This is a genomic window from Verrucosispora sp. WMMD1129 (assembly GCF_029581255.1).
Taxonomy (GTDB): Bacteria; Actinomycetota; Actinomycetes; order Mycobacteriales; family Micromonosporaceae; genus Micromonospora; species Micromonospora sediminimaris.
Genome location: NZ_CP120741.1, coordinates 1,745,301 through 1,770,726, shown reverse-complemented (window position 1 = coordinate 1,770,726; position 25,426 = coordinate 1,745,301). Strand labels below are relative to the sequence as shown.

The following is a 25,426-nucleotide window of genomic DNA, read 5'->3' as shown; positions in this document are numbered from 1 at the left end:
CCGTCGTGGCGACGCGGCGGCGGGTGGCGGTGGTCGGCGGCGGCATCGCCGGCCTGGCCGCCGCGGTCCGGTTACGCGACCGCGCCCCCGCCGAGGTCGACATCACCGTGTACGAGCAGTCCGGCGCGCTCGGCGGCAAGCTGCGCACCGGCGAGCTGGCCGGCGGCTCGGTCGAGTTCGGCGCCGAGTCGTTCCTGATGCGTGACCCGGCCGGCGGGGAGTCCGCCGCCGTCGCCCTGATCCGCCGGCTCGGCCTGGCGGGACGGATCGTCCACCCCACCGTCGGGCAGGCGGCGCTGGCCGTCGACGGCGGACTGCGCCCGATCCCCGGCGGCACGCTTGTCGGCGTACCCGGTGATCTGGACAAGGTGTCGGCGGTGGCCCGGCCCACTCCGGAGGCCGACCGCGACGGAGGTGGGCCGCTGCTCGGCCCCGGGGCCGACGTCTCCGTGGGCGCGCTGGTCCGGTCGAGGTTCGGTGACGAGGTGGTCGACCGGCTGGTCGACCCGATGCTCGGCGGGGTGTACGCGGGCCGCGCCGACGACCTGTCCCTGGTCACCACCATGCCGGCGCTGGCCCGGGCCGCCCGGGTGGAACACACGCTTGTCGCCGCCGTACGCGCGGCGCAGGCCGCCGCGCCCCGTGCTCCCGGCGAGCCGGTCTTCGGCACCCTCGACGGCGGGCTGAGCAGCCTGGTCGACGCGGCGGTGACGGCCAGCGGCGCGACGATCCGCCGCCACGCGGCGGTGCGTGAGCTCACCCCGACCGGCGTCGGCTGGCGGCTGACCGTCGGCCCGACCCGCGATCCCGAGCACGTCGACGTGGACGCGGTGGTGCTGGCGGTGCCGGCCCGGCCGGCGGCGCGTCTGCTCGCCGACGTCGCCCCCGAAGCGGCGAAGGAGATCGGCGGGCTGGACTACGCCAGCGTCGCGCTCGTCACCCTCGCGCTGCCCGAACCGGTGCTGCCGGAACTCTCCGGCTTCCTGGTGCCCGCCACCGAAGGACTGCTGGTCAAGGCGTCCACCTTCTTCACCACCAAGTGGAGGCACCTGCGCCGGCCGGACGGGCTGGCCCTGGTGCGCGCCTCGGTCGGCCGGTACGGCGACGAGGAGCAGCTCCAGCGCACCGACGAGGACCTCGCCGCCACCGTGCACCGGGAGGTGTCGGCGGTGCTGGGAACGCCGCTGCCCGCCCCGGTCGCCGGGCACGTGCAGCGCTGGGGTGGCGCGCTGCCCCAGTACACCCCCGGTCATCTCGACCGGGTGGTGGCCGCCCGCTCGACCCTGCGGGCGACGCATCCGACGCTGCGGCTGGCCGGCGCCGGCTACGACGGGGTCGGCATCCCGGTCTGCGTCCGCTCCGGTGAGACGGCGGCCGAGGAGATCATCACGGCACTGGAAGGATCGGGGAGATGACCGAGCAGAGCAACGCGGCCCGCCTGAAGGAACTCAACTCCACCATCCGCTACACCATGTGGTCGGTATTCCGGGCCAGCGCGCCACTGCCGTCGCTGCGCGACAACGTCACCGGCGAGGTCGAGTCGCTGATCGAGGAGCTGGCCGGCAAGGACGTGGTGGTACGCGGCACCTACGACGTGTCCGGGCTGCGGGCCGACGCCGACCTGATGGTCTGGTGGCACTCATCGTCAAGCGACGCGCTCCAGGACGCGTACCTGCGGTTGCGGCGGACCGCCCTGGGTCGGGCGATGACTCCGGTCTGGTCGCAGATGGCGTTGCACCGGCCGGCCGAGTTCAACAAGAGCCACATCCCGGCGTTCCTGGCCGGCGAGGAGGCCCGCGCCTACCTCTGCGTCTACCCGTTCGTCCGCTCGTACGACTGGTACCTGCTGCCCGACGCCGAGCGGCGGGAACTGCTGGCCGAGCACGGCAAGATGGCCCGTGGCTACCCCGACGTACGGGCCAACACGGTCGCCTCCTTCGCGCTCGGCGACTACGAGTGGATGCTCGCCTTCGAGGCCGACGAACTGCACCGGATCGTCGACCTGATGCGTGACCTGCGGGCCTCTCGCGCCCGGTTGCACGTCCGCGAGGAAGTTCCCTTCTACACCGGCCGCCGCCGCTCGATCGCCGACATCGTCTCCGCCCTGGGCTGAGCCGGCCCGCCGGGTCGTCCGCCCGGCTCGTCCACCGAGCCGGGCGGGGCCGCGCCAGAGGGAGTGTGGCGCGGCCCCGGCCGGGGTCAGGCGGTGGCCGTGCAGGTCACCGTCGGTGTGTTCGTGCTGCTGCCGGAGGCCAGGAAGCCGAAGCTGGTGCTGGCGCCGGCGCCGAGGTTGCCGTTGTAGCTGACGTTGGTGGCGGTGACGGTGGAGCCGCTGGAGGTGACGGTGGCGTTCCAGGCCTGGTTGACCTGTTGTCCGCTGCCGTTGGTCCAGCTCACCCGCCAGCCGCGGATGGCCGCGTTGCCGGCGGTCACCTGCACCTCGCCCTGGAAGCCGCCGGACCAGGTCGAGGTGACCCGGTACGTCGCCGAGCAGGCACCCGTCACCGGCGGGTTGGTGGTCGGCGGTGCAGTGGTGGGCGGGGTGGTGGTGGGTGGCGTGGTGGTCGGCGGAGTGGTCGTGGGCGGCGTGGTGGTCGGCGGGGTGGTGCCGCCACCGAACTGGACGTCGCTGCAGTGGTAGTACGACTGGTCGAAGTGGCTGGCCTGCCAGACGGTGAAGATGATGTGCCGGCCGGTGCGGCCGGGCGCGTTCACCGGAATCTGGATCGACACCCCGTCGACCTCCCGCTGCCACTGCGACGCCGGCGTGTTGCCGATCTGGCCGACCAGTTCCAGGTCGGACCAGGCCAGTGGCTTGGTAAGCGTGTCCACACCCTGCCGGGTGGCGTACACCCGGATGTAGTCGGCACCGTGGCTGGCCTGGTCGAAGAACTTCAACTGGAAGCTGTTGGGGACCGGGGTGGTCCGCCAGGCACCCAAGGTGTCGAGGGCGTTGTAGCGACCGCCCTCGGCACGCCCGCCCGAGCAGAGCTGGCCGTTCGGCACGGCCGCCTGGTGGTTGCCGCCGACCCCCTCGCGGAGTTGGCCGTTCCAGTTCCACATGGCGCTCGGGTTGGCCTGCCAGGCCTGCCAACACATCGGGTCCTCGGTGGCCATCCGCGGGTTCATGTGGTCACCGCCCCAGCGTTCCCAGCAGCCGTAGGCGCGGGAACCCGGGTTGACCGTGGCGCCGTGCGCGGAGACGGGGTTTGTCAGCGCGGTGGTGAGCAGCAACAGGGCGACGGCCGCGACGGCCAGCAGCCAGGCAGCGCGTGGTGTTCTGAGTACGTTCGACATGGAGCTCCCCAAGGGAATCGTCAGTTCGCGAAAGCGCCCGGACACTCGGGAGTTGCCTCTCCCGTGGTCGATCTGCGTTGCCCCTGTGGTGTTGGCTCCGAGGGAAGCGTGCCACGGGGTATCGGCGTACGTCAACGCGAGAAGGGCTCTCCGGAGCGGGCCTCCGGCACCACCACCAGCCAGGTGCCGGCACCCCGCCGGGCTACCGGGTGCCGCTGTCTTACCTTCCGGCTGGCGTCGCCGGGCCGTCCGTTCGGCTCGTCCGCCCGGCTCGTCCGCTGAGCCGGGCGGGGCCGCGCCAGAGGGAGTGTGGCGCGGCCCCGGCCGGGGTCAGGAGGTGGCGGTGCAGGTCACCGTCGGTGTGTTCGTGCTGCTGCCGGAGGCCAGGAAGCCGAAGCTGGTGCTGGCGCCGGCACTGAGGTTGCCGTTGTAGCTGACGTTGGTGGCGGTGACGGTGGAGCCGCTGGAGGTGACGGTGGCGTTCCAGGCCTGGTTGACCTGTTGTCCGCTGCCGTTGGTCCAGTTCACCCGCCAGCCGCGGATGGCGGCGTTGCCGGCGGTCACCTGGACCTCGCCCTGGAAGCCGCCGGACCAGGTCGAGGTGACCCGGTACGTCGCCGAGCAGGCACCCGCCGGTGGCGGGTTGGTGGTCGGCGGCGGCGTGGTCGGCGGCGACGTGGTCGGCGGGGGCGTGGTGGGCGGCGGCGTGGTGGGCGGCGGCGTGGTGGGCGGAGGGTTGGATCCGCCACCGAACTGCACGTCGCTACAGATGTAGTACGACTGGTCGGAGTGGCTGGCCTGCCAGATCGTGTAGATGACGTGCCGGCCGGTGCGGCCCGGAGCGTTGACCGGGATCTCGATGGAGACCCCACCGGGCTCCTGCTGCCACTGGGAGGCCGGCGTGTTGCCGATCTGACCGACCAGTTCCAGGTGCGACCAGGCCAGCGGCGTGTTCAACGCGTCGTAGCCCTGCCGGGTGGCGTACACCCGGATGTAGTCGGCGCCGTGACTGGCCTGGTCGTAGAACTTCAGCCGGAAGTTGTTGCCGACCGAGGTGGTCCGCCAGGCACCCGGCACGTCCATCGCCCGGTAGCGCCCGTTCTCGGTGCGCCCGCCGGAGCAGAGCTGGCCGTCCGGGATGGCGGCCTGGTGGTTGCCGGCCACGCCCTCGCGGTAGAGGCCGTTCCAGTTCCACATGGCGTTGGTGTCGGTCTGCCAGGCCTGCCAACACATCGGGTCCTCGGTGGCCATCCGCGGGTTCTGGAAGTCGCCACCCCAGCGTTGCCAGCAGCCGTAGTTGCGGGAGATGGGGTTGGCCACCGAGCCGTGCGCGGAGGCGGACTGCACAAATGCCGTGGAGAGCAGCAGCGTGGCAACGGCCGCGACGGCCAGCAGCCACAGTGCCCGCGATGATCTGAGCGAATTGGACATGGAGCCCCCAGGGGGAGTCGTCGGATCTCGACATCGCCCGGACGCTCGGGAGTTGCCCTCTCCCGTGCCGTCAGTGTGGCCCTCGTGCGCTGACTCGGAAGGATGGCACGATCGATCGTCACCCGTCAATGAGGAAAGCGATTTCCAGCACCGGGTGCGAGGCGTCGTCGAAACGCTTCCACCACCGGGTTCGGGTGGCTCACCACTTCCGGCGCATCGGTGTGTGGGGGATGCCGTCCTCGACGTACTCCGGCCCGCTGACCGTGAAGCCGTGCCGGGTGTAGAAGTCGACCAGATGTGACTGCGCGTCCAACACGCACGGCCGGTCACCGATCTCCGCGAGTGCCGCCGTCATCAGCCGGCCCGCGTGCCCGGCACCCCGGGCCGTCGGGGCCACCACCACCCGCCCGATCCTGGCCACCCCGCCGGGGTCGGCCAGAATTCGCAGGTACGCCACCGGAGCGCCGTCGCGTGCCAGCCACAGATGCCGGGTGCCGGGCTCGACGTCGCGCCCGTCGATCTCCGGGTACGCGCACTCCTGCTCGACCACGAAGACGTCGACGCGGAGCCGCACCAGATCGTGGAAGGTGCGGGCGTCCAACTCGGCGAAACTGGCGCTGTGCAGCTGCGTGTCAGACATCCCGCCAGGCTAGTGCTGTCGTCACCGGACGTCGGCGTGGAGGTGCCCCTGGCCTGGCTCAGCCTGCCCTGCAGGTTGCGCCGCCTGGCTTCGTACGCGTTTGCCGGCATGCGCGCGGAACCGGATTACGGATCTTGGACATTTTCCGTTCTTCGCGAACGGAAAATGTCCAAGGTCTACCTTGGCGTCTTCGTTTCTCGGGCGGGATTTCCCATGGTGCTCGGTCGCTGCGGATGATCGGTCGACGGCCGTCAGGCGGGACGCGCGCCCACCGCGTCGCGGATCTCGGCCCCCTGCTCCGTCTCCACCGCCCGAGCGCAGTGACCGCAGCAGAAGAACCGGCCGGAGACCTCGACCCCGTGGCCGGAGATCTTGATGCCGCAGTGCTCGCAGATCGGCGCCAGCCGGTGGATCGCGCACTCGAAACTGTCGAAGGTGTGTACGTCGCCGCTGACCGTACGCACCTCGAACGCCAGCCAGTAGTCGTTGCCGCAGACCTCGCAGGTAGCCACGCCCCGTACCTCCATCAGTAGACCTTTTGTCCCATCTTGCGGCATGACCTCCGGCGGCTCTGCTTTTATCGACAGTGGTCTTTACTGTTAACAAGGTTTAAATTATGTTGGTGGCACCTCACCAGGCATCACGCCGACAAGGAGCTGCCGCCATGCGCCGAAGAATCACCCTTCCGCTCGTCGCGACGGGCGCCATGGTCTCCACCCTGGCCGTCGCCACCCCCGCTCAGGCCCACGGCTACGTCTCGTCGCCGCCAAGCCGCCAGGCACTCTGCGCCCAGAACCGGGTGCCCGACTGCGGGCAGATCAGGTGGGAGCCACAGAGCGTCGAAGGCCCCAAGGGGCTACGCAACTGCCACGCGAACATCTCGCACTTCGCCGTCCTCAACGACGACAACCGTGGCTGGCCGGCCACCTCGGTCGGCACCACTGTGACGTTCACCTGGGTCAACACGGCCATGCACGCCACCCGCGACTGGGAGTACTTCATCGGCAACACCCGGGTCGCAGTCTTCTCCGGCGGCGGACGCCAGCCCGGCGCGACCGTCTCGCACACCGTCAACCTGTCCGGCTATCAGGGTCGACAGAAGCTCCTGGCGGTGTGGAACATCTCCGACACCGCAAACGCCTTCTACTCCTGCGTGGACCTCCAGATCGGCGGTGGCGGCGGCAATCCCACGCCCAGCCCCACCACCAACCCGCCCGCCCCGTCGCCCACCCCGACGGTCGCCCCGACCACCAACCCGCCGACGGGCGGCACCTGGGCGGCCGGTCGGGCGTACTCCGTCGGGGACCAGGTCACCTACGGTGGCCGGACCTACCGCTGCCGGCAGGCGCACACCGCCATCGCCGGCTGGGAACCGCCGAACGTGCCGGCGCTGTGGAGTCAGCTCTGACCAACGGGAGGTGCGGCTGGAGCTGGCCGCACCTCCCGCCCGCCGTACCGTCGCACCCGCCCGCCGTGCTGTGGGCGGAAGCTGGTGTGCGGTCGGCCGGAGCCGCCGTGCTGTCGGCCGGAGCTGCCGTGTCGCGGGCCGGAGCCGGCGTGCTGGGGACCCGAGTCGCCGTGTCGTCGGCCCGGCCGTCCGAAGGGCGCGCGGTGGCGGGGGTACGGCGTGCCGCGCTGCGTGTGCTGCCGCTGCACCTGATCGCGGTGCTGCTGGTTGCCGGGTGCGGCGGCTCGCCCGCGCCGTCCGGGCAGCCCGCGCCCGGCGACGCCACGCCGCCGGTGGCCGCGACCCCCGCCGGGACGCCTGGTGCCACCAGCGAGATGACCGGTATCGACCTGTTGTTCCTGTCGATGATGGCCGGGCACACCGAGCAGACCCTCCAGATCGTCGGGCTCGTCCGGGACCGACTGACCGACAGCGAACTGCGCACCCTTGTCGCAGCCGTCGAGGCCACCGAGTCCGACGAACTGGCCACCGCACGCGGCTGGCTGGCAGCGGCCGGGCGCAGTGCCCGCGCCGACGACCACGCCGGGCACGGCACCGGACCCGAGCAGCTGGCGCGGCTGCGCGACGCCCCGGACACCGAGGTCGACAAGGTGCTGATCGAGGTGCTCAGCGCGCACCAGCAGGCCGCGGCCGACCTGGCCCGGGCACATCAGGCGGCGGGCACCGACGCACGGGTACTCGACCTGGCCCGCCGCGTCGAGCAGTCGCGTACCGCTCAGGTCGCGCTGATGGCCGGCCGGCCGGGGTGACCAGGGTCAGACGTCGGTCGGGTCCAGGCGGATGGAGAGCGAGTTCACGCAGTGCCGGGTGTCCTTCGGGGTGAAGCCCTCGCCCCGGAATACGTGACCGAGGTGACTGTCGCAGCGGGCGCAGCGGATCTCGGTGCGACTCATGCCGAGGGAATTGTCCTCGATCTCCTTGATCGCGCCCGGGATCGCGTCGTCGAAGCTCGGCCAGCCGCAGTGCGAGTCGAACTTGGTGTCGCTCGGGTACAGCTCGGCGCCGCAGGCCCGGCACCGGTACATGCCGGGCGTCTTGGTGTCGACGTACTCGCCGGTCCAGGCCGGCTCGGTGCCATGCTCGCGCAACACCCGGAACTCGGCGGGGCTGAGCCGGACCCGCCACTCGTCCTCGGTGCGGGGCAGTTCGCTGTCGGGAAGAGTCACAGGTCAACGGTACGCCGAAGGTCGGACCCATCGCATATGGTCGCGCAATGGGTGGCACGAAGGCTGCGGCCGAGCAGATCGAGGTGGCCGGGCAGAGCGTACGACTGTCGAGTCCCGACCGGGTGATCTTCCCGGAGCGGGGCTTCACCAAGGCCGACGTCTTCCACTACTACGTAAGCGTCGGCGACGGCATCATGCGCGCGCTGGGCGACCGACCCACCACGTTGCAACGCTTCCCCGACGGCATCGAGGGGGAGATGTTCTTCCAGAAGCGGGTGCCGACCCGGGGCGTGCCGCCCTGGGTGCGTACCGCCGAGATCAGCTTCCCCAGCGGTCGCAAGGCCGCGGAGCTGTGCCCGGCGGACCTGGCCCACGTGGCCTGGGCTGCGCAGATGGGCACTGTGGTGTTCCACCCGTGGCCGGTCCGGTCCGCCGACGTCGACCAGCCCGACGAGTTGCGGGTCGACCTCGATCCGCAGCCCGGCACCGACTTCGCCCACGCCGCGACGGCCGCCGCCGAGCTGCGGGCGATCCTCGACGAGTTGGGCGTGCCGGGCTGGCCGAAGACCTCCGGCGGCCGGGGCGTGCACGTCTACCTGCGCATCCAGCCGCGCTGGACGTTCGTCGAGGTACGCCGGGCCACCATCGCGCTGGCCCGGGAGCTGGCCCGCCGCCGGCCCGACCTGGTCACCACCGCCTGGTGGAAGGAGGAACGCGGCGAGCGGGTCTTCGTGGACTACAACCAGATGGCGCGGGATCGCACCATCGCCTGCGCGTACTCGTTGCGGGCTAACGCCCGGGCGACCGTCTCCACCCCGGTCACCTGGGACGAGCTGCCCGACGTCGAGCCGGACGATTTCGACCTGCGTACGGTGCCGGAACGGTTGGCCCAGCGCGGCGACCCGCACGCCGGCATCGACGACGCCGCGTGGGACATCACGCCGCTGCTCGAATGGGCCGAGCGGGACGCCGCCGCCGGCGAGGGCGACCTGCCCTACCCGCCCGACCACCCGAAGATGCCCGGCGAGCCGAAGAGAGTTCAACCCAGCCGCGCGAGGCCATCTACCAGCTAGAACGTTCATCCGTCGAGCGTGGACAGGGGTAGCATAACGCTGACTCGCCAGATAATCTACCCGGCATGCCGCCCGAGATCCCCGACCTCGCCGCCTCGTTCCGGCGATCGTTGCGCGCCGCCGGTAAGGCCGAGCGCACCCAGATCCTCTACGGCCAGTCGATCCGGTTCTTCTGCGACTGGCTCACCGCCCAGGGACGACCGACCACCCTGGACCAGCTCAACCGGCACGCCCTGTCGGCGTGGCTGGCCGACCTCGCCGACCGCGTCGACATCGAGACCGTGCGGACCCGGCTGCGCGGGATGCGCCGGTTCTGCCGGTGGCTGGTCGCCGAGGGCGAGCTCGACAAGGCACCCACCGAGGGCGTCGAGATGCCGGCCCGGTCGGAGAAGCCCGTGCGGGTGCTCACCGATGACGAGCTGGCCCGGATTCTCAAGGCGTGCCAGGTGCCACGCGGCAAGGCCGGCCAGTACGACCGGCGCATCTTCGACGGCCGCCGCGACGAGGTGCTGGTGCGGCTGCTCGCCGACTGCGGGCTGCGCGTGTCGGAGCTGGTGGGGCTGGAGCACCCCGAGCACGTCGACCTGCAACAGGAGCTGGTGTACGTGGTCGGGAAGGGCAACCGGCCGCGGGTGGTGCCGTTCGGCGCCCGGACCGGGCAGGCCATCGACCGATACCTGCGGACCCGCAACGCGCACCCGTACGCGACCCGTACGCCCCGGCTGCTGCTCGGCGAGCGCGGGCCGATGTCGGCCGATGGGGTGCGCTGGCGGCTGGAGGTGCTCGGCCAGGCCGCCGAGGTGCCCGACCTGCACCCGCACGCGTTTCGGCACACGTTCGCTCACCGGTGGCTCGCCGAGGGCGGCCAGGAGCGTGACTTGATGCAGCTCGCCGGGTGGCGGTCCGACGCCATGCTGTCGGTCTACGCCCGGTCGACGGCGGTGGAACGGGCGCGCGGTGCTCACCGCAAGATGGCGCTCGGTGACCGGCTCTGAGTGCTGTCCCGGATTGTCGAGCGTTTACGCCTGGGGATCACGGACAGTTATGTCCGATTCGACGTGGAAGAGTCACCGCTGTGGCGCAGGTCACAGGATGGTTTCGGGCTTCCGATCACTCCACGTCGCTGACCTGCGGCGTTCGGCTGACCCGACTGCACTACGCCGCACCGTGCGCCCGATCTTCAGTCGCTACGCGCATCGAATCCACGTCTAGCGTTACCGCAGGTCGCAGTCACAGTTGAGAGACCCCGGCGGTGTGCCATACGGTGCTGTCCACCGGCACACCGCCGAGATCACTACATGGATGTAAGCCCCCAACCCGAGCACCAACTCGGACGGGAACCGAGCACCAACGGCCGGGCAGCCGGAGGCGCTCACGCCACAACTTAACGACGCACAGCGCATGTTGCCAACGGGCAACGTGCCAGCAGTGGCCAGCCCCGACCAATCGGCGGGGCGTCGGCTGCTACCCAGCGTCACCGTGGACCCGTTCGTGAAACTCGGGGTGGGGCGAGTCGAGAGGACTCCCCCGAATGGCATCAGCACACCCCACCGAGCGATCCCAGATCGCCGCCCTCGCCGCCCACATCAAGTGGGCCGGCTGCGACGACCGCGCCGCGGCCACCGCCGCCGCCCGTAGCGCCTTCAACGAGCGTTTCGAGAAGCAGGTCGACCCCGACGGGAAGCTGCCACCGGCCGAACGTGCGAAGCGTGCCGAGTCCGCCCGCAAGGCGTACTTCGCTCGGCTCGCGTTGAAGTCGGCGCAGACCCGGCGGGCGAGGGCGGCACGGAAGGCTGCCGAGAGCAGCGACCAGGCGGAAGCCGTCGCCTGATGTCCGCCAACGACGGAGGCCGCCCCACCGGGAACGGGGCGGCCTCGCAGATGACGGCCGGCGAGGACGTCGCACAGATGCTACCGCCGACCTACCCGCGCGGGGGAGACCCGCGTCGCCGAGCTCAGCTACGCGAGCGCCTCTACCACCACCGCCGCGCCGTGCTGACCCTCGACCGGCACCTGGCCGTCGACAAGCCGCCGGCCGTCGACTGCGCCGTCCGGCACGACGGGGAACACGACTGGTGGGGCCCGTGCACCGGTCTCAACCTCACCGTGGCCGAGCGGGAAGCCGCCGGCGCACGGCACCCGTGGAGGTTGGCAGCGTGACCGACCAGCCGTACCAGCTGCTACCCCCGCTCACCGCCGACGAGTACACCGCCCTGCGGGCCGACATCGAGGCCCACGGCATCCGGGTGCCCGTCGACGTCGACGAGCACGGCCAGGTCCTCGACGGCCACCACCGCCAGCAGATCGCCGAGGACCTCGGCATCGACTGCCCGACCCGCGTGGTGGCCGGGCTGACCGAGGAAGAGAAACGGCACCACGCGGTCGCGGTGAACGCGCACCGCAGGATGCTCACCCGGGCGCAGCGTCGCGCGCTGGTGGTCGCCGAGCTGGAGCGTGACCCGTCGCGGTCAGATCGGGCGATCGGTCGAGTGTGCGGCGTCGACCACAAGACGGTCGGGGCGATCCGCCGGGGCGGGTGGGGAGTTCCCCACCCCGAGGTGCCCCAGCCGGAGACGGACCGGGCGACGCTGGCTCGGATCGAGGCCGGCATCGACGGGTCGCTCCGGACGCTCGACGGCCAGATCATCGTCATGCTGCTCGGCGGGAAGACGCCCGGCGAGGTGGTCGGCTGGCTGGCGACGCTCTGGCATCGGTTCGAGGTGGAGGCCGCCGGCCAGGGTGAGGAGTTCCTCGGTCCGGTGCGCAAGGTGCTCTACACCGATCGGGTCGGCGCGGTGCTCGAATGGCCGGGTGGCTGGTACGGCGAGGAATGCCGCCGGGAGCCCGACGAACTGCGCACCATCTACCTGACGACCACCGGCGGTGCCGCGTGACCGAGGTTGTCGAGTGGGAGGACGTCACGGTGGCCGTGCCCGGCTCGGTGCCGGTCGACGCCCTGCCCGGCCGTCGCGCCGAGGGCTGGCCGGAGGGCGTCACCACGGAGCGGCCCGTCGCTCCGGCCGTGAGCCGCGCCGAGGTGGAAGCCGAGACACCCGACCTGTTCCACCGCGGCGGGGCGTTCGTGCTCGACATCCCCGACACTCCGCCTGCGGTCTGGGGCGACGGGGAGCACGTCATCTGGGCCGAGGGTGAGGCGCTGATGATCGCCGCGCCGCAGGGCGTCGGTAAGACCACCTTGGCGATCCAGCTTGTCCGGGCGCGGCTCGGCCTGGCCGACCAGGTGCTCGGCCACACGGTGCGCCCGGGTGACGGTCGGGTGCTCTACCTCGCCATGGACCGGCCCGCGCAGTTCCAACGGGCCGCACGCCGGATCTTCCGGCCGCAGGACCGGGCGCTGCTCGACGAACGGCTGGCCATCTGGAAGGGCCCACCGCCGTACGACATGGCGCAGCGGCGCGACATCCTCGCCGTGATGGCGCAGAAGGCCAAGGCCGACACGGTGGTGGTGGACAGCATCAAGGACGCCGCGTTGGGCATCGCCGAGGACGCGGTCGGTGCCGGCTACAACCGGGCCAGGCAGCAGGCGTTGACCGAGGGCATCCAGGTGCTGGAGCTGCACCACACGATCAAGCGGGGCGCGAACGGGTCCGCTCCGGACGACCTGGCCGGCGTCTACGGCTCGACGTGGCTGACGTCGGGTGCCGGGTCGGTGGTGAGCCTGTGGGGCGAGGCCGGCGATCCGGTGGTGACGTGGCGGCACCTCAAGCAGCCGTCGCAGGAGGTCGGCCCGTTCCGGGTGGTGCACGACCACGAGCACGGCACCAGCACGGTGGAGGTGAACGTCGACCTGGTGGCGCTCGTGCGCCGTACCGGCGTGCAGGGCCTTACCGCGATGGAGTACGCCGTCGCGTTGTTCGAGCGTCCGAACCCGTCCCGGGCGCAGAAGGAGAAGGCCCGCCGGCTGCTGGAGAAGAAGGTCAACGCGGGTCACCTGAGCCGCACGGGTGGGGAGACGGGTGGGTCTCCAGCCCGCTACTACCTGGCTCTCTCCGAGGTGCACGAAGGGGTGCACGCCGCATGAACGGCTGTGCACGTCCACGGGGTGCATTCCAGGTGCACGCCCCGGATGAAACCGCAGGTCACAGGTGCACGCATAGGTACACGGGGGTGCACGCCCCTGAGGTGCACGCTCCCACCCCCCTCTTTAGAGGGGGTGGGAGTGCCTCGCCCCTCGAAATCGACTGGGACGCGCGGCTACGGGAGGCCGTCGCGGCGACCGTCGCTCGGCGGGAACGGCGACGCGACGAACGCCAGCAGCGCCAGGCCGCCCGGGATGCCGGGCTGGCACAACGACACCGGGAACGGCTCGCACGGGCCAGGAGGGACCGACCGTGAACGCGCCACAACGGGTCAAGGCCACCCGCCGCGCCGGGCAGACCACCGTGCCCGCTGGGGCCGTCTACGTCGGACGGGCCGGCTACGGGCTACGCGGCTCCCCGTACGCCAACCCGCACCGCGTCGGCAAACCCTGCCGGGTGCCCGACTGCGGCGGCACCACACACAACCTCACCGAGTCCCTGAGCCTCTACCGCCACCAGGTGCTGCCCGGCCTCGCCGACGCGGCACGCGCCGACCTGGCCGGCCGTGACCTGGCCTGCTGGTGCAAGCCCGAACAGCCCTGCCACGTCGACGACCTGATCGCCGTGGCCAACCGGAAGGAACCGACCGTGACCGTCAACCTCGATGTCGTCGAGCTGATCCTCGACTGCGCCAACCTCACCCCCGAGGCATTCACCAACCGGGAGCTGTGCCACCGCGACGGGCGGCCGTTCAGCGACGCCGAGCACGACCTCGTCAGTCGGGCGACCATGGCGGAACTCCAGGCCGCCCGCGACCACTCCGCCAAGCTCGCCGAGCACGCCCGCGAGCAACACGCCCTGGCCGACGAGCTGGCCACCCTCACCCGGCCGTACTTCGACCGGTTCGGCGACGGGGCCACCCTCGGCGACCTGCGACCCCTGATGACCCCGGACGACCGGGGCCGGTTCGACGACATCGTCAGCCGGATGAGCGCGCTGTGACGCAGCCACTGCCGCCGGCGTGCTGCCGGGAGGCCAACGAGCCGGACGGGTGCCCGCAGCACCGCCAGCAGCGGCGCGAGCTGAGGCACACGGGCATCCGCGTTCGATCCGGGGGCGGGCACCAGGTGGTGGGCGAGTCCGGCAAGGCGGCCGAGGCCAGCGGGCGGCCCGACGGTGGGGCGGCGACGTGAAAACTCCAGACCTGTACAGATGGCGAGCGAGGTAAGTGCATGGGGTCACCGGGACGTGCGCGGTCGTGACCGCGAACCCCCTATGGCCCGGGGGATAGGGGGTCTGAAATCACGGTGAGTAAGGCCCCTGTCACCCCAACGCGTAGCGGTGGACATCTTTCCGCGCGGCGCGCAGGAAAAACGATCAACAGGCAAGGAGGTACGGCCGTGGCTGACGACATCCTGAGGCGCGTCAACGAGCTGGTCGATTCGCTGGGCGAGTTGTCTCCCGAGCAGCAGGTACATGCCGCGACCGCCCGGCGGATCGCCGCGGTGATGGAGGGCGATGAGGCGCCGCTGTACGCGCTGGCGGGGTTGGCGCGGGAGCTGCGGAACGCGATCGCCGCGTTGTCGGGGGATCCGGTGCCGGTGGAGCCGGTCGCGTTGTCCGATGACGACCTGGACAGGTTGCTGCGGGGGGCGTGATGGGGCCGGTGGAGACTGCGACCCGGGCCCGGGTGCGCCGGGCGGTGCATCCGACCAATCCGGCGTGGGTGACGTTGGCTGACGCCGCGGTGCGGTTCGCGCGGCTGGTGGACGGCGGGGACACGCGCGAGATGGCGCGCCGTGAGTTGGCTCTGACGTTGTCGCACATGCGTACGTGCGGACCCGAGGCGGGCGTGATCGACGGTCTGACGGCCCGGCGTGCTGCGCGGCTGGTGGAGATGTACGAGCGAACCGCCGACCAGTTCCGGGGCGAGTGAGGATGGCCGCGCTCCCGTCGCGTGCCGCGTTGGTCGGCCAGGCCGTCGTCATCGACGCCGAGGTGGCCGCCCGGGTGCTGGCGGTCGCATTGCGTCAGGCAAGGCGCAGCGCGGCCCGTGACGGGGTGACGTTCGATCCGGCGTTGGCGGAGGTGCTGGCGGTCGCCGAGCAGGCGGAGCAGCTGATCGCGGCTCGCCGTTCCGTTGCCGGTACCGGCCCGGTTCCGCTGCTCGCGCGGCCCGGTTCCGCTGCTGGAGGCTCGGTGGCAGAGGTTGAAGGCGGCCCGGTCCTGGGGTCGGTCGAGGTGGCCCGGCTCGCCGGGACGTCGGACAGGGCGGTCAGGAAGGCCGCTCGGGCTGGCGCTCTGGCGGGCCGGATCACCGGGGGCCGATGGGTGTTCACCGGACCGGCGGTGGACCGGTGGATGAGCAGGAGGCGCGCGGGTGGCGGTGTTGACGAAACGGAAGCCGCAGGTCGAGCCGGTGGCGGTGGTGTCGCCGGACGAGCAGGCGTTGCGGGCACGGTTCGCCGAGGTTGAGCAGCAGCTGGCGGCGATCGAGGGCGAGTTGCGGCAGCAGGAGGCGGAGCGCGACGCGGCGGAGGCCATCGTCGAGTCGGTGCGGGCCCGCGCAGGTGGCTCGGTCGAGTTGTGGCGGAGCGAGGAGATGCTGCACGCGGCGCGGCGGCGGATCTCCGAGTTGCTCGGCCAGCGTGAGCCGCTGGCGGAGGAGCACCTGCGGCTGCGCGGCTACCTGCAACCGATCGACGCGGAGCGGGCGCAGCTGGACACGGTGCGGCGGGCACTGGCGGCGTGGGAGAAGTTGGCGGAGGTGCTGCCGCTGCTCGACCAGGTGGCGGCGGTGGTCGACGAGGCCGCGAAGCTGGGCGCGAACACGGGCGGGCAGTTCGCGGTGCCGTCGTCGTTGCAGCATCTGATGCGGCAGCTGGGTCCGAAGGCGACCGGCATGAGCCGGCATCAGGTCGTGAACGCGATCCGCACCCACCTGGACAGCAAGCGGGCGATCGTGGCCCGGCTCGGCGGTGACCGGTGAACCGGGCCGGCCGGCCGCATCCGGGGCCGGGCGCGACGCAGGTGATCGGCTACCTGAACGGCTCGACGTCGTTCTCGTCCGGCGCGGTGCCACGGTCGACGGGCCGGGTGTCGCCACGTGGCGCTCGGCAACTGCTGGACGCGTTGGATCCGAAGCGGCATGACCGTGACGTCGAGCTGATGCGGATGACGAGAGACCTGCGGTGGCGGCTGGCGCGGGCCAAGGAGCGCATCAGCGAGGAGACGTTGCGGCGCCGGGTGGCGGTGCTGCTGGTGAGGGAACTGATCGAGGGGGGCCGGTAGATGGGTCGCACGTCGTTGATGGAGCGCATCATCGCCAAGGGGCAGCTGGTGCCGCTGGTGTTCATGCAGGACGCGGTGGCGGCGTCGCAGACGGACACGCAGCTGCTGATCGCCGAGGTGGCGTCGGCGGCCAGCAACGCCGTGGACGGGTACGTGATGCCGTTCGAGGGCGAGATCGTGGCGGTGTCGACGCGGCTGTCGGCGGCAGCGACGGCGGGCACACTGACGGTCGGGGCGACGGTCGACGGCACGGAGGCCGCGGCGTCGGCGGTGGCGATGACCACCGGCCAGTCGGGGCGCACGAGGATCCCGCGCGGCACGGTGACGTTCCCGGCCGGCGCGCTGATCGGTGCGGAGATCACCACCAACGCGGGCTGGGACGGCACCTCGGCGGACCTGGCGGCCGTGGTGTGGGTGATCCTGCACATGGACGGCATCTGATGCCGGCGGCGATGTTCGAGGCGCTGCACGGCTACGAGGCGACCCGCGACGGGCGGCGCATCGGGCCGTGGCGGGCCGGTCAGCCGGTCACGCCGTTCCCGGGTGACCTGCCGTGGCTGGTGCGGGATGCGCCGGGCCTGTTCGACCTGGCGCGGCCGTTGACACCTGAGCGGGCCGCCGAGCTGGCGCAGCGCTTGGAGGACGCCGACGCGGAACGGGCCCGCCGTCAGCACGCCGTCGACACGGCGGTGCGCGGGCACGTCTTCCGGTGGGGCAACTGGTGCCCAGGGGCAGTGGCCCGCGACCCGCACGTCATGCTGGGCGGCCACCTGACGGCGGTGGAGGCGGGCGGCGGTTGGCGGGTGGCCTGTCCGGGCTGCGTGGACCGGCCGGCGCGTCCGGTGGAGGGCTGAGCGGTGGCGGTGGTGACGGATGCGGCGGCGTTGGCACTGCTGACCGCGCTGCTCGACGGCGATTTCGAGGCCGTGTACGCGATCACCAGCCGCGCCCACGAGACGGACCTGATTTTGTCGCTGATGGAGCTGACCATGCGGATGCTGGTCGAGATTTCCGGCACCAACGACGGGGCGGTGCTGGCGGCGGAACTGCGGGCCGCGCTGACTGACCGGGTGCCCGGTGTGCTCGCTGATCAAGGGGGTGTCGGGTGATGGGGCGAGAGCTTCCGGCGATCCGGTTCCGGTTCGCCGAGGTGGACCGGGAAGCCTACGGCGACGGGTGGCACGACTTCGACCAGGAGAAGCTCAACGGTCTGCGCGCCCGTGCGCTGATGGCCCTGGACGACGAGCTGCGGGCCGAGCTGGGGCTGAGTGTGGTGTCGGCGGTGGCGTCGATGCTGCGGGGCGAGATGGCCGGCACGGTGGGTGTGATGTGGCTGGCGTTGCACCTGGGCGGCAGTCCGGTGAAGCTGGCCGACTTCAACCCGCTGCCGATGCTCGCCGAGATGCAGCTCGGTGATCCGCCGGCCGAGGGCGGCGACCAGTGACCACGCGCAGCACCCGCGACATCCTGATCAACCTGTTGGGCCGGGAGACGGTCAGCCCGGCTTTCGACAAGGCAGGCCGGGCGGCGGACAAGTTCGGCGACCAGCTGGACGACACCGCCGACGACGCTCGCCGCCTGGATCGGGAGATCGAGGCCGCCGAGGGGTCGCTGCGGGATCTGGCCCGCCAGTACGCGCGCACGCAGGATGCTGCTGACCGCCTGGACCTGACGCGGGCGATGCGCAAGCAGCAGACCGAGGTGCGTCGGCTGACGAAGGTACGCGGGCTACTGCCGGACAACGTGGGCGCGCAGATGGGCGCGCAGCTGGCGTCCGATGTCGGGGTGTCGTTCGTGGGTCGGCTCGGTCCGGTCATGGCCCGGATGCCGATGGCGGGCCTCAACCCCGCCGTCGCGGCGATCGGTGCCCCGCTGGTGGCCGGGCTGGTCACGCTGGTCGGTGCGGGCCTCGGGTCGGCGATCGTCGGCGGGGTGGGCCTGGGCGGTGTGGCCGGTGGCCTGGCGGTAGCCGCGCGGGATCCGGCGGTGAAGGCGGCGGCCGGAGATCTGGCCGATGAGGTGGGCGGGGTGCTGGAGCGTTCCGCCGCGCCGATGGTGCCGGCGGCGTTGCGGGCCCTGGCCGAGCTGCGCACCGAGGCGAAGCGTTCCGAGCCGGAGATGACCCGGTTGTTCGCCGGTGCCGCGCGGCTGGTGCCGATCGTGACTGACGGCCTGGCCGACACCTGGCGGAACATTCTGCCCGGGCTGACCGACGCGGTGGAGAACGCCGGCCCGGCCGTGCACTCGCTGATGCGGGGCATCTCCGGCATCGGCAAGGCGATCGGTGACGGCCTCAGTGACCTGAGCCAGTACGCCGACGAAGGCGGCCGTGCCCTGTCAGTGCTGCTGACGCTGGTGGAGGGCGGCGTCCACACCCTGTTCGCGTTCCTCAAGGTGACCAGCGAGCTCTACTCGCAGGGTGAGATTCTCGGTGCGTTCCTGTCCGGCGACCTGGCGAAGGGGTTCGCGCTGATCGCCGACCGGGAGGCGAACGCGGCGGAGCGGGCGCAGCGGCTCTCCGAGGGACTCGACGGGGTCGGCGACTCGGCCGGCGGCGCCGCCCGCGAGTCGGCGAAGCTGCTCGACGTCCTCCAGGCCCTCAACGGCGTACAGCTCGACGTGAACGCCAGTGAGCGCGCTTTCCAGGCCGCCATCGACGACGCCCGGAAGGCTTTCCAGGGCAAGTCCCGTGACTTCGCCGGGGGCACCGAGCGGGGACGCGAGTACGGCGAGGCCCTCGACCGGATCGCCACCTCGGCGAAGACGTCCGCGCAGGCCATCTACGACCAGACGCAGTCGACGTCGGCGGCCACGGCGAAGATCAACGAAGGTCGGGAGGCCCTGTACAACCAGGCCAGGGCGTACGGGCGCACCGACGCCGAGGCCCGCGCGTACGTCAACAGCGTCCTGTCGATCCCGAAGCAGTGGGAGACCAGGCTCGACGCGAACACGGCGGCGGCGATCAAGAAGGTCCGCACCTACAAGGCGTGGCTGGAGAAGGTCAACCTCGACAAGACCTCGACGATCTACCAGCGACTGGTCAGGGAGCAGCACACGGCCAGGGGCGGACACCGCGAGTTCTCGCTCTCGCGGGGTGGCTACATCGACGCCGCCGGCCCGAAGGGTGTCGACTCGGTGCCGGCGGTCCTCGCCCCCGGTGAAGGTGTCCTGACGGCCGCCGAGGTGGATCGGCTCGGCGGCAAGGACGGGTTCGACCGGCTGCGCCAGGTGATCGCGTCTGGTGGCCGCTCGGCGGCCGGCGGAGCAGCTGCCGGTGGCGGCGGGATGGCGGCAGCGGCGACACCTCAGCAGGTGCACGTCGTGCTGGAGCTGCGCGCACCGCGCGGCAGCCTGGAGGCCGAACTGATCCGGATGCTGCGCCGGGAGGTACGCCTGATCGGCGGCGGCAACGTCCAGTTGACCCTGGGCTATTGAGCGGCGTGCCCACCGGTCCGGCGGGTCCACGGCCGGGCGGACCGCCCAAGCCGACCGGCCCTGCCGGCCCGTCACCAGGCGGTCCCCGCCGGCCCGACACCCGCTCACCGTCGAAACCGCCACCGCGACGGCGGCCCTGACAGGATCGGTCAACTCGTCCCGCACTTACCGATCACGCCTTCTATGCAGGGATGGCCTCGGACTGAGCAGCACGGATGACCGGCGGATACGGCAGCGTTGTCCGGGATATCTCGCCGTCGCTCGTCTTCTCCCACGCGGTGTTCGTGTGATCGATGAAGCAAGCAGTGACCGGCGCAGTGCCGGTCCTCGGCACCCACGGTCCGGGTACGTGGACCGCGCCCTTGTAGTCCTGCCGCACCGGTACGGCCTCGCCGGGCGCGATCAGCGGAATGGGTCTCAGAATGAGATAGCGGCCGTCCTCGGGAAGCTCCACAACCAGGGCCACATTGCGCAGGGGTGTCGCTCCGAAGTTGTTCAGGTTGACCACCACCCCGTTGATGTAGTCACCGCCCTGGCCGTACGTGCTGAATCGAGCCCGGGAGACGACGAGCGAGCGGGGCACGTCCAGTCGGGCCTCGTGTCGCTCCTCGGCCAGCAGACGCTCCGCCTCGGCCGCTCGCTGGCGTTCGTGCAGCAGCAGCATGGTGGCCGCGCCGGCTGCCGCCAAGCCGGCGATCACGCCGCCGATGCTTCCCCACGCCTGCATCCAGTCGGTGACCTTCGGGCGCTCCGGACCGGAATCGGGGGCGTTGGCCACCGCCCACGCCGCGATGCAGAACACCACGGCGACAACGAACAGGACAGCCGTGCCGCCCAACAGCAGAACCATCTTGCGGTCGATCTTCACCACGGCATCTTGCGCCGTACCGGGCGGATCGCGGTGTCGCCTCGCCGACACGGCCCGGCTCGCGTGCCGGCCGCTGTCGTGGCATCCCGGCGCGGAGTACCGTCGACTGTGGCGGCCCGCCGGTGTGGAGGCCGGCAGGTCGCCGCCCAGCCCTCCACCTGGGGAGACGATCGACCATGCCGACCATCGGCGAGCACCTCGCCCGCATCCGCCGCCAGTCCACACTCACGCAAGAGCAGCTCGCCGAGCGCGCCGGGGTGTCCGTGGAAACCATCCGCAAGCTGGAGAGCGGCGCCCGTGCCTCCGCCCGCATGGCGACGCTGCACGCCCTCGCCCGCGCCCTGGACGTGTCCACCACCGCGCTGCTCGGCGACACCTCGCAGGCCGCAGCCCGACGCGAGCCCGACCACCGGCCGCTGTCCCTGGCCGAGATCCGGCGCACCCTGACCCCCGCCCGTGGCCTGGTCGGAACGGTGGCCACTGCGCCGGACGGACCGCCGCCCACCCTGGACGCGGTCCGCCGCCGTCTGACTAACGCCGACGCGGCCTACCACCGGGGTGACTACGCGGCGGCACTGGCCGGGATGCCCGGCCTGCTCGACGACGCCCGGCACGCCGCCGACGCCAGCGCAGACCCGGCACGCCGCCGGGCACACGCGACGCTGGCGCAGGCCCGGTACCTGGCCACCGAGCTGCTGATTCAGCTACGCGCCGGGGATCTGGCGTACGCGGCTGTGGTCAGCGCGCTCGACGCCGCCGAGGCGGCCGGCGACCCGGTGCTCGGCGCGTCCACGGTCAAAGGCTCGTCGTGGCTGCTGCTGCGCCAGGGACGGCTGTCGGACGCGGAACGGGTGGCGGTGTCCAGCGCCGACGCGATCGAGCCGCGGCTACGGCAGGCCGAGCCAGCCGAGTTGGCCGTCTGGGGGTGGCTGCTGCTCGCCGCCGCCGCGGCTGCCGCCCGGGACAACCGACCGGACGACGCCACGACGCTGCTCGACGCAGCCGCAGCTGCGGCAGCCCGACTCGCGGACCGGCCCGTCAATGGCGGGCACCTGACCATCCTGGGCGGGTTCCGAACGGCCCGGGTCGACATGATGCGCGTCGAGGCGGCGGCCGTGGCTGGCGACCCGGTGCGGGTGCTCCAGCTGGCGGACCGGGTGCCCGTCGGGGAGACGGTGGCCACCTCGTGGCAGCGTCACCGCCTGGACGTCGCGTGGGCGTACGCCGAGCGGCGTCAGTACGCCGACGCCACCGGGGTGCTGTTGGACCTGCGGGACCGCGCTCCGGCGTGGCTGCGGCACCAGCGGTACGCCCGCGACATCGTGCAGCAGATCTCCGACGGGCGCCGTCGAGCGATGTCGGCCGAGCTGTCCGAACTGGCCGCGCTGGTCGGCTGCACGCCCTGACTGGCACACCACGTACCAGTTACCCCGCCGACCTGCGCGTCTGGTCGCCGGCGTCCCTGGTTGATCGTCGGTCCAACCGGGACGGTGAACGGGAGAGGCCGAGCGTGGTCCCCCTGCGCCAGGCCCTCGGCGGCGGCGGTGGTCCATCGCGTCCCACGTTGCAGGGCACCCGCCGCCGCCTTCCCCGACCCGGCGGAGGTGGTGGCGGTGGGCATGTGGCGCAGGTTCTGGCAACGGCTGCGACAGCGGCCCGTACCGCCGGGCACCGGACAACGCTGGCAGGACATCGAGCGGGACGCGGCCCGGCAACGTCTGCTCGACCAGGCGCGGCGTAACGCCCGGTGGCCGGCATGACGTATCGGATCGTGTCGTACCGCGACGCCATGGCCGCTGAGGCGGCCCGGATCGGCCGCGCCGTCGACGCCCTACCGGCCCGGCTCGGCGACCAGCACACGCCGCTACGGCCCGCCTGGACGTGCGGGACGTGCGAGCCCGGCACGCCGTGGCCGTGCTCCCCGGCGCGGGTCCGGTTGGCCGAGGCGTACGGCCGTGATCGGGTGGCCCTGTCGATGTACGTCGGGGCGCTGCTGACGACCGCTCTGGACGAGTTGCCGGCCGCTGATCCGGGGGAGCTGGTCACCCGATTCACCGCCTGGACGCGGTGCACCTGCTCCCCGTAGCGCGCTGAGGGCCCAGCCGGGGACAGATCCGGCTGGGCCCTCAAATCCGTATCCCGCTCACGGGTTTCAGCGCTGCTTACGGCCCGCCGCTGCGATCCGGCCGCCCAGCTCGACCAGGCAGATCGACGCGACGACCACCAGGCCGTCGACGGAGAACGGGATCAGGTACTGGCTGCCGCCGCTCTCCCCGTACTGGCTTGCCACGTCCGCCATGTGCCAGTAGCTGACCCACGCGGCGATGCCGGCGACCACCGCCGTGGCGAACCACCGAGCGACGGCCAGGTGCCGACGGTGCACTGGCACCCGGGAGATGAGTTCGATGGTGAGCAGCAGCGCCAGCGGCGACCACGCCGAGATGATCTGCGAGATCAGGTCGTCTCGGGCGTGGAGCACGTTCCCGGCGATCGACGCGGCCACGCCCAACGCGAGCACGCCGCGGACCGCCCACCGCACCCGCTTGAGCGACCGGAGTTCGGCCAGGGTGATGCGGTCGGGTCCGTCTGATGCGGGTGCATCAGTCGCCACGTCTCCAATTGGAGACACCACGTCGGCGGCCGTGCCCGGGTGTCCGTCGCCCGTGGCCTGCTGCTCCGGCTCGGCGCTGACCGCTACATTTGTAACGGTCGAGCCCGGGTCTGGTTCGGTGGAACCCATGGGTTCCGGAGCGACCGGTACGGCGTGCTCCCACGGGTCCGGCAACTGTCCCACCTGGGACACCTCGGCCAACTGTCCAGGCTCGGACAGTTCGCCAATTGGCGAACTGGTGTCTGGCATGCCAGACACGACGTCGGCCAGCAGGGCGGAGCGTAGGGCGGTCGCCTTCGGCGCACCGACCTTGAGCCGCTGCATGATCGCGTTGCGGGACGGCACCGAGCCCTGCTCGTCGGCCAGGGCGCGCGCCGCCGGCAACAGGTCGTCGACGCTGCGCGGGTGGGCGCTCGCGGGTGCCGTCACCGGTCGTCCCCGTTCTGCTCGGCGAGCCAGTTCTCGAGGCCGGCGACCAGCTGCGCGCCGTCGACCTCGGCCAGCGACGCAACGCCCGGCTCCGGTAGACCGTTCTCCCGGGCGATCTCGTCCAACAGGGTGTAATCCCCGTTCTCGGCGGCGTCGGCGGCCCGCGCGAGCCGCGTGATCTGCTCGTCACGCGCCCGGGTGCGCTCCAGGCCGTCGACGTAGCCGGCCGCGTAGCCGGAGTCATAGGCGGCGTTGGTCTGCCGTCGCACGTTGGCCCGACGGCGCGCGCCACCACCGGGCCGTCGGGTCGCCTCCGGCCGCCACCACCGGTCCGGGCGGCTCATCGGGCACCACCCAGGGTGCCGGTGGGGAAGATGTGCACCTCGCCGCAGGTGCGCTGCACGTCGGGTGCCATGCCGACCTTGTGGGCGGTCAGGTTCGCCACCCAGACGGCCGTCACGGTGTCGATGCTGTGCCGGTCGCAGGCGTACACCGAGGCGTCGAGCGAGCCGTACAGGTCACCGGGGGCGGAGCTGTAGACCTCCAGGCGGACGGTGGCGGGGGCGGTGCACTCGGGCAGCTTGAACGGCGGTTCGGCCGAGGTGGTGTCTGGCACGCCAGACACGGGAGCGGTCAGGGTGCGGACCTCGGTCGGGTCGGTGAAGTCCATGCCGTCGCCGCAGCGCTTCACCTCGGTGCCGCCGGCCAGGCGGCGGGTAGCGAACCCGGCCGCCTCCAACACGGTGACGGTCTGGGCGGCGTGGTCGGGGCAGACGTAGACGGACGCGTCGAGCGTGCCGCACGGGTTGCCGTCGAGCGTGCCGTACGCCTCGACGCGGATCGTGGCGGGCCGTCCGCAGACGGGCAGGGTCGGTAGGGTGCTCATGGGCGGGACTCCGATTCCCGTCAAGGCCCCGGATCACAGGTGTTGGCGCACCTGCCGGGGCCGTCCTATTGGTCAGCGCCGCCGGTGACGGGCGGCAGTGATGAGTGCCTGCGGGATCCACACGGCGGCCAGAGCGAGAATGACCGCACCGCGCGGATCCCAGGTGGCATCGAGAGCGGCGGCCAGGCCGAGCACGACCGCGACGCCAGCGACGACCGCCACCGCCAGGGCCACGCCCAAGCGAGCGATCGGCCGAGAAACCCGGGTGATCGGGTGCGACATGACGCCTCCAGACGAGCGCGAATCCGCCGGATAACCTCCGTGTCTACGCTCGTCTGCGACCTGCGTTTTTGCTGGTGAAGCACACCGCTAAGGGGCGGACTCCCCGAAGATGCCCGGCGAGCCGAAACGCGTGCAGCCGTCCAAGGACCGCGACCGCCCCCGCTGACCGTCACCGGCGAGTGTCGCCCGCCTCCACCACGGTCTTGGCGGTCAGCAGGTCCGCGCCGGTGATCTTCCGGTACTCCGCGATCGCCTTGATCTTGTTACCGCGGGCGAGGTGCTCCCGGACGACCGGGGGCAGCGGGTCGGTGTCGGCGACGCCGAGGTGATCCATCACCAGGGTCAGCCGCCGCTCCAGCTCGGTCAGCCGGTATGCGGTGCGGGCCACCTCGCGACGGCTCGGCGCCTGAGCGAGCAGAAGGCCGACGACCAGAGCGAGGAGTGTGGCCAGAAAGATCTCCATGCCGGTGATCGAACCAGCCCCGCGCTACGGCGGGCAACGCGCCCGC

Annotated in this window: 36 protein-coding genes; 25 read left to right on the top strand and 11 right to left on the bottom strand. The window is 71.8% G+C overall.

What is annotated here, in order from left to right:
• Positions 1-5 precede the first annotated feature (5 nt).
• Together hemG and hemQ are read left to right on the top strand one after the other, a co-directional pair.
• Positions 6-1,415 (top strand): protoporphyrinogen oxidase, encoded by a 1,410-nt coding sequence (gene hemG, locus O7624_RS08045; RefSeq protein WP_282239552.1) that lies wholly within the window; start codon positions 6-8, stop codon positions 1,413-1,415.
• On the top strand, positions 1,412-2,113 hold the full coding sequence (gene hemQ, locus O7624_RS08040; RefSeq protein ID WP_282239551.1) for a hydrogen peroxide-dependent heme synthase: 702 nt from the start codon (positions 1,412-1,414) through the stop codon (positions 2,111-2,113). Before hemG ends, hemQ begins: the two co-directional genes overlap by 4 nt.
• Before the next feature lie 86 nt (positions 2,114-2,199).
• Here hemQ and O7624_RS08035 read toward each other — a convergent pair whose 3' ends face one another.
• The 4 genes from O7624_RS08035 to O7624_RS08020 all read right to left on the bottom strand — a co-directional run bounded on the left by O7624_RS08035 (position 2,200) and on the right by O7624_RS08020 (position 5,880).
• Positions 2,200-3,297 (bottom strand): lytic polysaccharide monooxygenase, encoded by a 1,098-nt coding sequence (locus O7624_RS08035; protein WP_282239550.1) that lies wholly within the window; start codon positions 3,295-3,297, stop codon positions 2,200-2,202.
• A 330-nt stretch (positions 3,298-3,627) separates the two neighbouring features.
• Entirely contained in the window at positions 3,628-4,728 is a 1,101-nt protein-coding gene (locus O7624_RS08030; protein WP_282239549.1) for a lytic polysaccharide monooxygenase, read from the bottom strand.
• A 199-nt stretch (positions 4,729-4,927) separates the two neighbouring features.
• Positions 4,928-5,368, bottom strand: coding sequence for a GNAT family N-acetyltransferase (locus tag O7624_RS08025; RefSeq protein WP_282239548.1), 441 nt, complete (start codon positions 5,366-5,368; stop codon positions 4,928-4,930).
• A 251-nt stretch (positions 5,369-5,619) separates the two neighbouring features.
• The gene (locus O7624_RS08020) at positions 5,620-5,880 is read right to left on the bottom strand and encodes a Prokaryotic metallothionein (RefSeq protein WP_281566631.1); all 261 of its coding nucleotides are present in this window, start codon (positions 5,878-5,880) and stop codon (positions 5,620-5,622) included.
• A gap of 152 nt (positions 5,881-6,032) precedes the next feature.
• On the opposite strand from O7624_RS08020, the gene O7624_RS08015 reads away from it, so the two are divergent.
• Both O7624_RS08015 and O7624_RS08010 read left to right on the top strand, forming a co-directional pair.
• Positions 6,033-6,776, top strand: coding sequence for a lytic polysaccharide monooxygenase (locus tag O7624_RS08015; RefSeq protein WP_282239547.1), 744 nt, complete (start codon positions 6,033-6,035; stop codon positions 6,774-6,776).
• 149 nt (positions 6,777-6,925) lie between these two features.
• Positions 6,926-7,585 (top strand): DUF305 domain-containing protein, encoded by a 660-nt coding sequence (locus O7624_RS08010; protein ID WP_282239546.1) that lies wholly within the window; start codon positions 6,926-6,928, stop codon positions 7,583-7,585.
• A gap of 6 nt (positions 7,586-7,591) precedes the next feature.
• On the opposite strand, the gene msrB is transcribed toward O7624_RS08010, so the two are convergent.
• On the bottom strand, positions 7,592-8,002 hold the full coding sequence (msrB, locus tag O7624_RS08005; RefSeq protein WP_282239545.1) for a peptide-methionine (R)-S-oxide reductase MsrB: 411 nt from the start codon (positions 8,000-8,002) through the stop codon (positions 7,592-7,594).
• 47 nt (positions 8,003-8,049) lie between these two features.
• Here msrB and ligD point away from each other — a divergent pair, with 47 nt between their 5' ends.
• The 18 genes from ligD to O7624_RS07915 all read left to right on the top strand — a co-directional run bounded on the left by ligD (position 8,050) and on the right by O7624_RS07915 (position 19,841).
• Positions 8,050-9,075 carry a non-homologous end-joining DNA ligase gene (gene ligD / locus O7624_RS08000; protein ID WP_282239544.1) on the top strand — a complete coding sequence of 342 codons (1,026 nt, stop codon included), beginning with the start codon at positions 8,050-8,052 and terminating at the stop codon, positions 9,073-9,075.
• Between the two features lie 65 nt (positions 9,076-9,140).
• Positions 9,141-10,070 carry a tyrosine-type recombinase/integrase gene (locus O7624_RS07995; RefSeq protein WP_282239543.1) on the top strand — a complete coding sequence of 310 codons (930 nt, stop codon included), beginning with the start codon at positions 9,141-9,143 and terminating at the stop codon, positions 10,068-10,070.
• Positions 10,071-10,606: 536 nt separating this feature from the next.
• Positions 10,607-10,906, top strand: a complete 300-nt coding sequence (locus tag O7624_RS07990; RefSeq protein WP_282239542.1) for a hypothetical protein — start codon at positions 10,607-10,609, stop codon at positions 10,904-10,906.
• On the top strand, positions 10,906-11,235 hold the full coding sequence (locus O7624_RS07985; RefSeq protein WP_282239541.1) for a hypothetical protein: 330 nt from the start codon (positions 10,906-10,908) through the stop codon (positions 11,233-11,235). Before O7624_RS07990 ends, O7624_RS07985 begins: the two co-directional genes overlap by 1 nt.
• Positions 11,232-11,969 carry a ParB N-terminal domain-containing protein gene (locus O7624_RS07980; protein WP_282239540.1) on the top strand — a complete coding sequence of 246 codons (738 nt, stop codon included), beginning with the start codon at positions 11,232-11,234 and terminating at the stop codon, positions 11,967-11,969. The genes O7624_RS07985 and O7624_RS07980 overlap by 4 nt, the downstream gene beginning before the upstream one ends.
• Entirely contained in the window at positions 11,966-13,117 is a 1,152-nt protein-coding gene (locus O7624_RS07975; protein WP_282239539.1) for an AAA family ATPase, read from the top strand. The genes O7624_RS07980 and O7624_RS07975 overlap by 4 nt, the downstream gene beginning before the upstream one ends.
• A gap of 310 nt (positions 13,118-13,427) precedes the next feature.
• Positions 13,428-14,117 (top strand): DUF4326 domain-containing protein, encoded by a 690-nt coding sequence (locus tag O7624_RS07970; RefSeq protein ID WP_282239538.1) that lies wholly within the window; start codon positions 13,428-13,430, stop codon positions 14,115-14,117.
• The gene (locus O7624_RS07965; protein ID WP_282239537.1) at positions 14,114-14,308 is read left to right on the top strand and encodes a hypothetical protein; all 195 of its coding nucleotides are present in this window, start codon (positions 14,114-14,116) and stop codon (positions 14,306-14,308) included. The genes O7624_RS07970 and O7624_RS07965 overlap by 4 nt, the downstream gene beginning before the upstream one ends.
• Positions 14,309-14,515: 207 nt before the next feature.
• On the top strand, positions 14,516-14,773 hold the full coding sequence (locus tag O7624_RS07960) for a hypothetical protein (RefSeq protein WP_282239536.1): 258 nt from the start codon (positions 14,516-14,518) through the stop codon (positions 14,771-14,773).
• 8 nt (positions 14,774-14,781) lie between these two features.
• Positions 14,782-15,051: a hypothetical protein gene (locus tag O7624_RS07955; RefSeq protein ID WP_282239535.1), complete on the top strand. Its 270-nt coding sequence runs from the start codon at positions 14,782-14,784 to the stop codon at positions 15,049-15,051.
• 2 nt (positions 15,052-15,053) lie between these two features.
• The gene (locus O7624_RS07950; RefSeq protein ID WP_282239534.1) at positions 15,054-15,590 is read left to right on the top strand and encodes a helix-turn-helix domain-containing protein; all 537 of its coding nucleotides are present in this window, start codon (positions 15,054-15,056) and stop codon (positions 15,588-15,590) included.
• Positions 15,505-16,104 (top strand): hypothetical protein, encoded by a 600-nt coding sequence (locus O7624_RS07945; RefSeq protein ID WP_282239533.1) that lies wholly within the window; start codon positions 15,505-15,507, stop codon positions 16,102-16,104. Before O7624_RS07950 ends, O7624_RS07945 begins: the two co-directional genes overlap by 86 nt.
• A complete protein-coding gene (locus tag O7624_RS07940; protein ID WP_282239532.1) occupies positions 16,101-16,406 on the top strand; it encodes a hypothetical protein in 306 nt (101 codons plus the stop codon). Before O7624_RS07945 ends, O7624_RS07940 begins: the two co-directional genes overlap by 4 nt.
• Positions 16,407-16,847, top strand: a complete 441-nt coding sequence (locus O7624_RS07935) for a hypothetical protein (protein WP_282239531.1) — start codon at positions 16,407-16,409, stop codon at positions 16,845-16,847.
• Positions 16,847-17,260: a hypothetical protein gene (locus tag O7624_RS07930; protein ID WP_282239530.1), complete on the top strand. Its 414-nt coding sequence runs from the start codon at positions 16,847-16,849 to the stop codon at positions 17,258-17,260. The genes O7624_RS07935 and O7624_RS07930 overlap by 1 nt, the downstream gene beginning before the upstream one ends.
• Positions 17,261-17,272: 12 nt before the next feature.
• Positions 17,273-17,515: a hypothetical protein gene (locus O7624_RS07925; protein WP_282239529.1), complete on the top strand. Its 243-nt coding sequence runs from the start codon at positions 17,273-17,275 to the stop codon at positions 17,513-17,515.
• Positions 17,515-17,850: a hypothetical protein gene (locus tag O7624_RS07920; RefSeq protein ID WP_282239528.1), complete on the top strand. Its 336-nt coding sequence runs from the start codon at positions 17,515-17,517 to the stop codon at positions 17,848-17,850. Before O7624_RS07925 ends, O7624_RS07920 begins: the two co-directional genes overlap by 1 nt.
• Entirely contained in the window at positions 17,847-19,841 is a 1,995-nt protein-coding gene (locus O7624_RS07915) for a hypothetical protein (RefSeq protein ID WP_282239527.1), read from the top strand. The genes O7624_RS07920 and O7624_RS07915 overlap by 4 nt, the downstream gene beginning before the upstream one ends.
• Before the next feature lie 181 nt (positions 19,842-20,022).
• On the opposite strand, the gene O7624_RS07910 is transcribed toward O7624_RS07915, so the two are convergent.
• Complete coding sequence (locus O7624_RS07910; protein WP_282239526.1) at positions 20,023-20,709, bottom strand: hypothetical protein; 687 nt, start codon at positions 20,707-20,709, stop codon at positions 20,023-20,025.
• A 176-nt stretch (positions 20,710-20,885) separates the two neighbouring features.
• On the opposite strand from O7624_RS07910, the gene O7624_RS07905 reads away from it, so the two are divergent.
• The 3 genes from O7624_RS07905 to O7624_RS07895 all read left to right on the top strand — a co-directional run bounded on the left by O7624_RS07905 (position 20,886) and on the right by O7624_RS07895 (position 22,795).
• Positions 20,886-22,115, top strand: coding sequence for a helix-turn-helix transcriptional regulator (locus tag O7624_RS07905; RefSeq protein ID WP_282239525.1), 1,230 nt, complete (start codon positions 20,886-20,888; stop codon positions 22,113-22,115).
• Between the two features lie 138 nt (positions 22,116-22,253).
• On the top strand, positions 22,254-22,469 hold the full coding sequence (locus O7624_RS07900; protein ID WP_282239524.1) for a hypothetical protein: 216 nt from the start codon (positions 22,254-22,256) through the stop codon (positions 22,467-22,469).
• The gene (locus tag O7624_RS07895) at positions 22,466-22,795 is read left to right on the top strand and encodes a hypothetical protein (protein WP_282239523.1); all 330 of its coding nucleotides are present in this window, start codon (positions 22,466-22,468) and stop codon (positions 22,793-22,795) included. The genes O7624_RS07900 and O7624_RS07895 overlap by 4 nt, the downstream gene beginning before the upstream one ends.
• 66 nt (positions 22,796-22,861) lie before the next feature.
• Here the strand turns inward: O7624_RS07895 and O7624_RS07890 are convergent, their stop codons facing one another.
• From O7624_RS07890 to O7624_RS07870, 5 genes are all read right to left on the bottom strand, one after another.
• Entirely contained in the window at positions 22,862-23,749 is an 888-nt protein-coding gene (locus tag O7624_RS07890) for a DUF2637 domain-containing protein (RefSeq protein ID WP_282239522.1), read from the bottom strand.
• Positions 23,746-24,093 carry a hypothetical protein gene (locus tag O7624_RS07885; protein WP_282239521.1) on the bottom strand — a complete coding sequence of 116 codons (348 nt, stop codon included), beginning with the start codon at positions 24,091-24,093 and terminating at the stop codon, positions 23,746-23,748. The genes O7624_RS07890 and O7624_RS07885 overlap by 4 nt, the downstream gene beginning before the upstream one ends.
• Positions 24,090-24,635 (bottom strand): hypothetical protein, encoded by a 546-nt coding sequence (locus O7624_RS07880; protein WP_282239520.1) that lies wholly within the window; start codon positions 24,633-24,635, stop codon positions 24,090-24,092. The genes O7624_RS07885 and O7624_RS07880 overlap by 4 nt, the downstream gene beginning before the upstream one ends.
• A 72-nt stretch (positions 24,636-24,707) precedes the next feature.
• Complete coding sequence (locus tag O7624_RS07875) at positions 24,708-24,917, bottom strand: hypothetical protein (protein WP_282239519.1); 210 nt, start codon at positions 24,915-24,917, stop codon at positions 24,708-24,710.
• 169 nt (positions 24,918-25,086) lie between these two features.
• Positions 25,087-25,380 (bottom strand): hypothetical protein, encoded by a 294-nt coding sequence (locus tag O7624_RS07870; RefSeq protein ID WP_093402848.1) that lies wholly within the window; start codon positions 25,378-25,380, stop codon positions 25,087-25,089.
• Positions 25,381-25,426 lie beyond the last annotated feature (46 nt).

Coding starts and splice junctions, on each gene's coding strand:
- O7624_RS08015 (WP_282239547.1), top strand. CDS start 6,033: ATGCGCCGAAGAATCACCCTTCCGCTCGTCGCGACGGGCGCCATGGTC.
- O7624_RS07880 (WP_282239520.1), bottom strand. CDS start 24,635: ATGAGCACCCTACCGACCCTGCCCGTCTGCGGACGGCCCGCCACGATC.
- O7624_RS08035 (WP_282239550.1), bottom strand. CDS start 3,297: ATGTCGAACGTACTCAGAACACCACGCGCTGCCTGGCTGCTGGCCGTC.
- O7624_RS07990 (WP_282239542.1), top strand. CDS start 10,607: ATGGCATCAGCACACCCCACCGAGCGATCCCAGATCGCCGCCCTCGCC.
- O7624_RS07875 (WP_282239519.1), bottom strand. CDS start 24,917: ATGTCGCACCCGATCACCCGGGTTTCTCGGCCGATCGCTCGCTTGGGC.
- O7624_RS07920 (WP_282239528.1), top strand. CDS start 17,515: ATGGGGCGAGAGCTTCCGGCGATCCGGTTCCGGTTCGCCGAGGTGGAC.
- O7624_RS07985 (WP_282239541.1), top strand. CDS start 10,906: ATGTCCGCCAACGACGGAGGCCGCCCCACCGGGAACGGGGCGGCCTCG.
- O7624_RS08030 (WP_282239549.1), bottom strand. CDS start 4,728: ATGTCCAATTCGCTCAGATCATCGCGGGCACTGTGGCTGCTGGCCGTC.
- O7624_RS08025 (WP_282239548.1), bottom strand. CDS start 5,368: ATGTCTGACACGCAGCTGCACAGCGCCAGTTTCGCCGAGTTGGACGCC.
- O7624_RS07930 (WP_282239530.1), top strand. CDS start 16,847: ATGCCGGCGGCGATGTTCGAGGCGCTGCACGGCTACGAGGCGACCCGC.
- O7624_RS07935 (WP_282239531.1), top strand. CDS start 16,407: ATGGGTCGCACGTCGTTGATGGAGCGCATCATCGCCAAGGGGCAGCTG.
- O7624_RS07995 (WP_282239543.1), top strand. CDS start 9,141: ATGCCGCCCGAGATCCCCGACCTCGCCGCCTCGTTCCGGCGATCGTTG.
- O7624_RS07870 (WP_093402848.1), bottom strand. CDS start 25,380: ATGGAGATCTTTCTGGCCACACTCCTCGCTCTGGTCGTCGGCCTTCTG.
- O7624_RS07905 (WP_282239525.1), top strand. CDS start 20,886: ATGCCGACCATCGGCGAGCACCTCGCCCGCATCCGCCGCCAGTCCACA.
- O7624_RS07895 (WP_282239523.1), top strand. CDS start 22,466: ATGACGTATCGGATCGTGTCGTACCGCGACGCCATGGCCGCTGAGGCG.
- O7624_RS07950 (WP_282239534.1), top strand. CDS start 15,054: ATGGCCGCGCTCCCGTCGCGTGCCGCGTTGGTCGGCCAGGCCGTCGTC.
- hemQ (WP_282239551.1), top strand. CDS start 1,412: ATGACCGAGCAGAGCAACGCGGCCCGCCTGAAGGAACTCAACTCCACC.
- ligD (WP_282239544.1), top strand. CDS start 8,050: ATGGGTGGCACGAAGGCTGCGGCCGAGCAGATCGAGGTGGCCGGGCAG.
- O7624_RS07885 (WP_282239521.1), bottom strand. CDS start 24,093: ATGAGCCGCCCGGACCGGTGGTGGCGGCCGGAGGCGACCCGACGGCCC.